Origin of the sequence: Leucobacter sp. NPDC077196 (assembly GCF_040687075.1) — a bacterium.
Taxonomy (GTDB): domain Bacteria; phylum Actinomycetota; class Actinomycetes; order Actinomycetales; family Microbacteriaceae; genus Leucobacter.
The window spans coordinates 1-8,095 of record NZ_JBFBML010000034.1 but is presented as its reverse complement, the minus strand read 5'-3'; the positions used below and the strand labels follow the sequence as shown (position 1 = coordinate 8,095).

8 protein-coding genes are annotated in these 8,095 nt (G+C 61.2%); 7 read left to right on the top strand and 1 reads right to left on the bottom strand.

Going from position 1 to position 8,095, the window contains the following annotated elements; genetic code table 11:
• Positions 1-142 precede the first annotated feature (142 nt).
• Positions 143-1,144, bottom strand: coding sequence for a hypothetical protein (locus tag AB0O71_RS15270; RefSeq protein ID WP_143025983.1), 1,002 nt, complete (start codon positions 1,142-1,144; stop codon positions 143-145).
• Between the two features lie 84 nt (positions 1,145-1,228).
• On the opposite strand from AB0O71_RS15270, the gene AB0O71_RS15265 reads away from it, so the two are divergent.
• The 7 genes from AB0O71_RS15265 to AB0O71_RS15235 all read left to right on the top strand — a co-directional run bounded on the left by AB0O71_RS15265 (position 1,229) and on the right by AB0O71_RS15235 (position 7,966).
• The gene (locus AB0O71_RS15265) at positions 1,229-1,498 is read left to right on the top strand and encodes a hypothetical protein (RefSeq protein ID WP_363746695.1); all 270 of its coding nucleotides are present in this window, start codon (positions 1,229-1,231) and stop codon (positions 1,496-1,498) included.
• 191 nt (positions 1,499-1,689) lie between these two features.
• Positions 1,690-2,847: a hypothetical protein gene (locus AB0O71_RS15260; RefSeq protein ID WP_143025981.1), complete on the top strand. Its 1,158-nt coding sequence runs from the start codon at positions 1,690-1,692 to the stop codon at positions 2,845-2,847.
• Positions 2,848-3,184: 337 nt separating this feature from the next.
• Positions 3,185-4,222, top strand: a complete 1,038-nt coding sequence (locus AB0O71_RS15255) for a ParB N-terminal domain-containing protein (protein ID WP_074689966.1) — start codon at positions 3,185-3,187, stop codon at positions 4,220-4,222.
• Positions 4,215-5,000, top strand: a complete 786-nt coding sequence (locus AB0O71_RS15250; protein WP_010155264.1) for a hypothetical protein — start codon at positions 4,215-4,217, stop codon at positions 4,998-5,000. The genes AB0O71_RS15255 and AB0O71_RS15250 overlap by 8 nt, the downstream gene beginning before the upstream one ends.
• Positions 5,001-5,002: 2 nt before the next feature.
• Entirely contained in the window at positions 5,003-5,152 is a 150-nt protein-coding gene (locus AB0O71_RS15245) for a hypothetical protein (RefSeq protein ID WP_155818997.1), read from the top strand.
• The gene (locus tag AB0O71_RS15240) at positions 5,152-5,955 is read left to right on the top strand and encodes a hypothetical protein (protein WP_010155265.1); all 804 of its coding nucleotides are present in this window, start codon (positions 5,152-5,154) and stop codon (positions 5,953-5,955) included. The genes AB0O71_RS15245 and AB0O71_RS15240 overlap by 1 nt, the downstream gene beginning before the upstream one ends.
• A 28-nt stretch (positions 5,956-5,983) precedes the next feature.
• The gene (locus AB0O71_RS15235) at positions 5,984-7,966 is read left to right on the top strand and encodes an S-layer homology domain-containing protein (RefSeq protein WP_010155266.1); all 1,983 of its coding nucleotides are present in this window, start codon (positions 5,984-5,986) and stop codon (positions 7,964-7,966) included.
• Positions 7,967-8,095 lie beyond the last annotated feature (129 nt).

Sequence of the window (8,095 nt, the reverse complement as noted above, 5' to 3'; positions counted from 1 at the left end):
AACTCTGGTGGATACGGGCGTGGCATGTTGGTGAGCCTTTCATGGAGGCCATCGACTAGCTACCCCGAGTGGAAACCAAACTGTAGGTCAGGTCAAACTGTCACCTATCCGTGCAGCAGTCCCGAGTGCGGACGTAACGACGTTACTTGGGTAAACGACCTATGAGATTCGCGATCTCACGAAGCGTTTCGGCAGAGAGCCTGGTACCTCTTGCCGCGATGTTCTTGACACCCGCTTTGGCAGCAACTCGCGCCAGAGCAGCCTCAGCCTCAACACGTGCAGTGACTTCCTCATCATCGACAGTGAGGTAATCCAAGGGAGCACCAAGCGCATCCGCGATCGCGACGATAACCTTGCGATCGGGCGCCGTCGTTCCTTCCAGAACTGTGTCCCATTCCGCGCGATCAATAGTGACGCGTCTCTTCATCGCCCTATCGCGAACGGCTTCATATCCTGACCCTTCATCCATCCCTTTGAGCTCTAGGAGAGCACGCAGGCGGCGACTGGTCTCGTTGGACGAGAGTGCGGAGCAGGGGGATTCGCCACGGCTGAACGTTTCGGTCCTAACTACTTCGTCGTCATCCTCGGGGTAAAGATCGATTCGAGCTTCAGCACGGTCGACGAGTTCGGCTATAGGTAAGTCGATCGCCTTGCAGACGTTGTAGGCGAAGTGGACCGGGATGACTTTCTTCCCGCTCAGCCATTCCCCGGCGACTGCAGGCGCCTTGCCGAGTCGGAGGGCGATTTGTCGCACCGAGATGTCGCGCGCGGCGAGTTGCGTCCGTAGCTCGGCCGAGATGCACTGAATAAACCGCACGCCGCGCGTTCGGAGCTCGTCAGGGGTGAGGGTGGAGGGCTCTGTGCGTTCAAGGTTTCCGGAAACCAAAGAAGGTTCTGACTTCTTGAGCCGCCGTTCGGCGAGCTTGAACAGGCTGCTGGGCTTTATGCCAGTCACGAGGCAGGCCGAGTACACAAACGCGAACGGGATCTTGTTCCGCCCGTTGAGCCATTGGGTGAGTGTTCGAGTTCCGATTTGAAGCATGCCTGCGAGAGCCGACCCAGAAATGCTCAGCCCTCGCAGCTGCCATTTCTGCTCGGCTGCAAGAGCTTCGGCAAAGCTCGCACCAGGCTCGTCAACATTCACATCGGAAGAATACTTGACGTCATTCGGTGTATATATGTATTGTTCCAACTAGCGTTCCAGATGGAACAGGCGTTGGAGGAAAAAGTGATTATCCTGGAGACAAAGCCGGCCCCCGTCGCTGGCGAGATCGCAGCTCTCGTTGTCGCGGCCCTCGAAGAGGCGGGGTATTCGCAGCGCGGCGCGGCCGATGCAACGAATCTCGCGGCTTCCTCGTTCCATCGCAAGCTGCAGGGGGACGAGAAGTACGAGTTCACGATGACTCAATTGCTGCGGATCGCAGCGCTCATCGGACTACCTCCGGCTTCGTTTCTGCCAGAGGCGTTTCGGTCGCCTTGCTCGTGCAGCATCGCGTAACCCAGAAACGAATCTGGCCCCTGGTGCGGGAACACCAGAGGCCAGCGAATTCCTTGAAAGGAACTCCGATTCATGTCTCACGATTTTGACACCTGCGCGCGCGCTGTGGTCACGCCTGGAAGCGAATTCACAGCACGCGAGAATAGCCAGCCTCCCAGCGCGGCTCTGGCCCTGCTTGAGGGGTGGACGCGATGAGTAACACTCCGATCGTCCGGCAACGGATGCGTTTCGAGGACCAGTACGGGACGCACCGCAACTGGTGGGTGCGAGATCCTCGCGTTACCGGCTTGCCGATCGCCCTGTTTCTGTACATGCAGTCACATGCAGAGAACTTCGAAGTCACACCCGCCAAAGCGAAGCGCGATCTGGGCCTCACCGACTACGCGTGGAAGACCGCGAAGAACACCCTCCGTCGTTACGGGTTCTTCCTCGAGGTGCGTGACCGGTGGCCGGCTGGCTCGGTTGCTCCGATGATGCGTGATGGGTCCCCGATACTCGACCGAAAGGGGCAGCCTCGTTACACGGATCTGACCGGCAACCTCCGGGTACGTGTCTTCACACAAGACCCTGACGAGAACGTTGATCTTGGACCTGACGGCGGCGTGATCGAAGTCGACGAGCCGTACGAGCTGTGGCTCGAAAAGCAGAATGAGCTGCTTTCGAGGGCCGGAGCACAGAGGCCGGTTGAGCCCACTTTCACCGCCCCACGAATTTCACATAGCGGTGACGGCACCGCCCCACGAAATTCGCACCCCGGTGAAGAACACCAGGTCAGCACCGCCCCACGAGATTCGCATAGCGGTGTACCGGTCGACGAAATTCGCACCACCCCTATAAAGGAAGAAGAAAACCAAGGTTGGTTGGTTGGTTCTCAATCTTCAATTCGACCAACCAACCAGACCACGCGCGACGCTGAGATTGACGCTGAGCTCGAAGCACTCGCTCCCGGTTGTGGCCTCACGCTCGCAGCGGTAGAGCGCGAGATTCAGGGCCGAGTGGACCTTGCTGGTGTGGACGTCGTTCAGGCCACACGAGACACGCTGCTGCGAGCCAGTGGCCGCGTGAATAAGCCTGCAAGCTACATCGCGTCTGTCATCGTCCGCTACCCAGAAAAGTGGGCGGTAGGCGGCGACGGTACCGCACCCTTTGATCCCGCTCCGGCGGCCGACGCGTTCGCTTCCGAATCGCCTGTTGCCGCATGTCTTCGTGGTGAGCACTGGTGGGGCAGTGAGCGTCTTCGTGAAATCGAACGCTCGCATTGCCCGGACTGCGGAGAACCACGCCGGAACGTCGATCCCGCATTCGCCGCACTCGAAGCCGGGCTGCTCGCAATTGGGAGTGATCACTGATGGGCCGGGTATGGCGTCGCGAGGTCGTCGCGATCAGGTGTGAGGTTCGGTCCTGTGCGGTAACCGATCCGATGTTTCCTGCCGTTTCCCACGAGACCACGTGGCACGATCATGCCTCTCAGCTGACTTGGATGGTGTCGCGAGGCTGGTCGATCGTCCTCACACCCAAGTTCCGGACGTACTGCCCGGAGCACGCCCAACGGGCACGCGACTGCACCTGTCGCACGCATCCGTCTCGCCGGCATCTCTGTGTGGTTCACGCACCGGAAGCCGCCGAACTGATCTGGGACGCAGATCAGACCCCCCTCGAAGTCTCCTCATTTCTGAAGGTTGCATCATGAATCACGCATTCCTCCCTGACACAGTCACGATCTCTAATGAGATTCTGGATCCCTGCTCGGTCATCGTGATGGAGCGGCAACGAGAGATCGATCCGGATCACGTCGAGATCCTCCGTTCCTCGGTGCAGACTCTCGGGGTACAGCTTGTTCCGGCGCTGGTATCTCGACGGCCCGGTGGTGAGCTCGTGCTCGTCGACGGCCGCCATCGTCTTGAGGCCGCCAAGGAAGACAGCTTGGGCCTTCGGGCTGAGGTGTATGAAGGGCTCACAAGAGAGCAGGAGCAGCTGCTCGAACTTGAATCGAATCGTGCTCGCAAGAATCTCTCGGCCGCGGAGGCCCTTGATGCGTGGGAGACGTTCGATCTTCCGATGTACGAACTTCGCGCGAAGGAGAAGCAGGCGGCGGGTGGTCTGGCGTCCCTTCAAGCTCGAGGCGTCATCGACAATGCGCCAGTTACCGACGCCCTCGGTAACTGGCAGCAAAAGGCGCCCGTCTCCATCGCGCAGGCAGCGAAAGAAGCAACCGGGCACGACATCAACTGGCTCAGAAATATCGCCGCAGTCCGCGATCTCGCGCACGCTGAGGACGTGCCCGAAGAGGTTCGCGCGGTCGCGCAGCGCGGCTACGAGAAGCTCAAGACGTCGACGGCCAAGGTTGGCCCGGTTGTCAAAGAGGTGCAGAAGGTTCACGAAGCCGTACTCCGGCAGGCAGAGGATCCACAAGTGCTTCTGGAGCGAAACGCTGAAGAACGACTCGACGAGATGGTCCGGCACACAACCTTGTTGCAGGAGAGGCTCGAGAACAGCGATTTCCGGGACGTTCTCACTCTCGCCGCACAGAAGGACCAGATGGGGCGTGAGTCGCTCCGTGCGGTGCGTATGGCTCTCGTGAACGCGCTCTCCACAGTCGTTGTGGTCGAGTGCACGGTTGACGGCTCGCCGTCGCAAAGCCTTCAGCGCATCGGCGGCGAAGTAACACACTTGCTTTCATCGCAGTCGATGCGTCAGCTCGGGTTGGAGGTTCGTCGTGGCTAAGGTCGAGAAGTTCTCCAACTGGCGGACACGGGCGATCTTCACGGAGATCGCAGATTCCGGCGTCGACGCGTTCGAGACCGCTGAGGGCGCGGCCTTCATCGAGCAGTTGCACGCCTACCAGGTCGCTCAGCTGCGTGAAGCGGCACGGGACTGGGGGTACGCCATCTCCGCCGAAGAGACGGTGCAGATCATCATCGCGAACCTGTTGTCCACTCGGAAGAACCCCGAACGTTGCCCGGCCCGCTACATCGCGGCCGCAGCGGAGCCCTGGGCGTATTTCCATACGACCGCCATTGGGTGGCTGCAGAAGGAGTGGGGCATTCGCGGAGCCCCACTCGAGCACGTCGGCTACGCCGAGTACACGAACCTCTGCACCACCGATGGTGACGCGCACGGCCTCACCCCGCTTGAAGACGTCGTGGATCTCACCTTCGGAATCGTCGCTCAGGTGATCGACTCGCGCCACCACAGCGCGGTACGCGAGCTGCTGTACTGGATCGCCGCGAACCCGCCGCAGCGGCTCTCCTACGATGTCGACGACCGCGTTGCCGCCCACCGTCTCTGCCCGTCACTCTCGATCGAGCAAGTCATCGCAGTGATCAAGATCGCGCGCGGCTCGCGACCGAATACCGCAGCGACCAGCCTGATGGGGCAGTTCCTGCTGGACGATTCGTTCCGCGTCTCAGAATCTGGCTCCCACTACCGGGCGCTCACGTCTTTCAAGAACGCCTTCCGGGCCGGGGAAACCGGCTCCAGGATGCTCACGGATTGGGTTTGACCATGAACGAATACACGGAGTATCCCGTGCTGATGTGGATGCTTACGATCGCTCTCCTGAGCGTCGTCTTGCTCGGGGCAGTGATACCGCTTGTTGCCGGCCTGACTTCGCTGCAGGTGAAGCGTGACTCGCGCAAGGCAGGGAATGTCTGATGGCGAAGAAACCGAACCGCACCTGGGCGATGGTGATGTCGCTGGGCATCCCGCTCGCAATCGTGGGCGTCTCAGCGATGGCGATCTCGTACGCCACCCTGATCGATGTCGCCCGTGTGAACGGGCTCCCACTGCCTGAACTGTTTCCGGTCGTGGTTGACGTTGGCACCGTGGCCACCATGATCGCTGCTGCACAGTTTCGGATGCGTGGCGTCCCCGGCCGTTGGCTCGCGTACACCACCTTCATTCTGCTGTCCGGCGTTTCTATCGTGGCAAACGCTACGCATGCGTGGCGTGCGGCAGACCTGACCCTCACCAGCCCGTGGGCCGCCGCGATCCTGGCATCCACCCCACCGACAGCACTCCTCGCCATAACTCATCTCGTGATGATGCTCATCCCGGATGAGAAAGAACGCGCCAAGCTCCAGGCCAAGCGTGAGCGCATGGAAACGATCGCCTCGAAGCCACTCACGCCGCAGCGGCCCGCTGAGGTAGCTCAGACGCCATTGGCGCGTGCCGCGGTGGCCCCGTCACAGCCAGCGCCCGCGTCGCCTCCTGCTGTAGTGCCTGAGCACGCCACGTTGCGGCTCGTCGACGCCGAGATTCCGGAGGACGAGGTGCGTACCCGCGTGCTCGAGTACGTGAAGTCCGAAGGTAAGCGGCCCACTGGGAAGCTCGTCGGAGAATGGCTGGGCGATAAGACCCCGAAGACGGGTCAGCGATTCATCAAGAGGCTGGAAGAGGACGGCGCGTTCGATGATGAGCCAGCACGAGCTGCCGCCCATGTCGTAGGCGTTCAGTAGGCTCGAAGCAAGGACACAGGAGACCACCATGAAGACCTCACGCACCCTCGCTTCATTCGCCACCGCGTTCATAACCGCAGCGCTCGTGGCCGGCGTGGTCACCCCAGCCGCAGCGGCCCCAGTCCCGGTTGGACCCGTCACGGCCGAAGCCGCGACGGCGGCCACTGGTGGCACGAAGCACTTCCCTGATGTGCCGAAGTCGCACAAGTTCTACAAGCCGATCACCTGGATGTACAACGTTGGACTCACCACTGGCATCAAGCAGGGAAACGGAGCGGTCTACGACGGGTACAGCCGCCTCTCTCGTGAAGCGATGGCAGCGTTCTTGTACCGGGAGGCGGGAAGCCCCTCGTTCAAGATGCCGCGGAAGAAGTTCATCGACGTCCCCAGCGGCCACAAGTTCTACAAGCAGATCATGTGGATGTATGCCGTGGGCCTAACCACCGGCGTGAAAACCCCTCAGGGGATCGCATTCCAGCCGAAGGCGCAGCTCTCTCGTGAAGCGATGGCAGCATTCATGTATCGGAAAGCGGGAAAGCCCTCGATCAAGGGTGCGCGCGGATTCTCTGACGTTCCCAAATCGCACAAGTTCTACACCGCGATCACGTGGATGAAGAAGGCCGGCCTCTCAACCGGCATTAAACAGCCCAACGGCACGGTCGTCTACGGTCCGCAACAGCGCATCAGCCGTGAAGCAATGGCAGCGTTTCTGTACCGGGAGGCCGGTAACCCAGCGGTGATCGAGTCCGGCAAGCTGACGCTCTCTGGCACTGCGGCGGTCGGAAAGACGTTGACTGCGAAGCCCAACGGGTGGGCGCCGGCCTCCGTCACGTACAGCTACCAGTGGCTCGCTGGCGGCAAGAACCTCCGCGGCGCGACCGACGCGAAGCTGCCGCTGACTGCGTCGACTGAGGGCAAGCAGGTGTCCGTCCGGGTGACAGCGTCCGTGAAGGGCGCACCGTCAGTGACGATGACTTCCGGGAGCCAGACGATCGCCCCGAAGGGCCTCGAACCGATCGCGGGAACCACACCCACGATCCACGGTGTCGTACAGGTCGGCCAAACCGTCACTGCCGAACCCGGAGCATGGACAATCGAACCGACGCTCACGTGGCTCGCCGACGGCAAACCGGTCGGCACCGGAAACACGCTCACATTGACGCCTGAACATGCGGGCAAGAAGCTTTCGGTGGAGGCAACCGCGGCCGCGCAGGGCTACCAGACCGCCACACTCACCAGCCGAACCTTCCCAGTCGCACTCGCCCAGATCACTGGCACCGCACCCACCATTGAAGGACCGATCCGTTCCGCGGAGACCGTCACCGCAAACATCGGTGAATGGTCCGTCGCGCCCAAGCTCTACTGGGTGATGGACATCGACAAGTACCTTGCGAACGGTGGAAATCTCGATCCTGACGACTTCGATTTCGTTGGCAGCATGTACGGATGCGACACCACATGTTCGATGGCTAAAGTCGGCTCGACGATCACGCTCCTTGCCGTAGCAGACGCGCCAGGTCACGAACGCCTCACCCTCCTCAGCCCGACATACACGGTAGATGGCATGGATACCGCAGTGGTTGAGCAGGAGATCCATAGGTTGATCAACGAGTATCGCGCTTCGCAGGGGTTGCAGCAGCTCGTGTGGGATGACCGCCTTGCGCTCGGCGCTCGCACCTGGGTGCAGCACCTCAACGACATCGATAAGCTCTCGCACTCGACCGTGGAATGGCGCAATCAGTGGGCCGCGACCACCTGGGGCACGGGCGAGAACATCTTCCGCACGTGTGGCACGTCATTCAGTACCGCCGTTCATGAAGCCGAGACTGCCTATCGCCAATGGCTCGCCTCGCCAAGTCACCTCCGTAACATCAACACCTCCAGCTGGGACACCACCGGGATCGGTGTCGACGTGCGGAAGTACGAGGGCACCGAAACTACGCCGTGGGGCACAACAAGGCCCACGACAACTTGGTGTGTGACGTCGTCGCAGATCTTCGAGAACCGGTAACCCTTCCTTCAAGGGCGGGCCCCGTTCAGCGCAAGGGCGGATTCAAGGGGTGGTCGCAACACCGATTGAACTAGACAAGTTCTAGCAGACGCTCGGCTGGAGTTTTCCAGCCGAGCGTTTTGCGTGGGC

Coding starts and splice junctions, on each gene's coding strand:
- AB0O71_RS15260 (WP_143025981.1), top strand. CDS start 1,690: ATGAGTAACACTCCGATCGTCCGGCAACGGATGCGTTTCGAGGACCAG.
- AB0O71_RS15255 (WP_074689966.1), top strand. CDS start 3,185: ATGAATCACGCATTCCTCCCTGACACAGTCACGATCTCTAATGAGATT.
- AB0O71_RS15245 (WP_155818997.1), top strand. CDS start 5,003: ATGAACGAATACACGGAGTATCCCGTGCTGATGTGGATGCTTACGATC.
- AB0O71_RS15240 (WP_010155265.1), top strand. CDS start 5,152: ATGGCGAAGAAACCGAACCGCACCTGGGCGATGGTGATGTCGCTGGGC.
- AB0O71_RS15235 (WP_010155266.1), top strand. CDS start 5,984: ATGAAGACCTCACGCACCCTCGCTTCATTCGCCACCGCGTTCATAACC.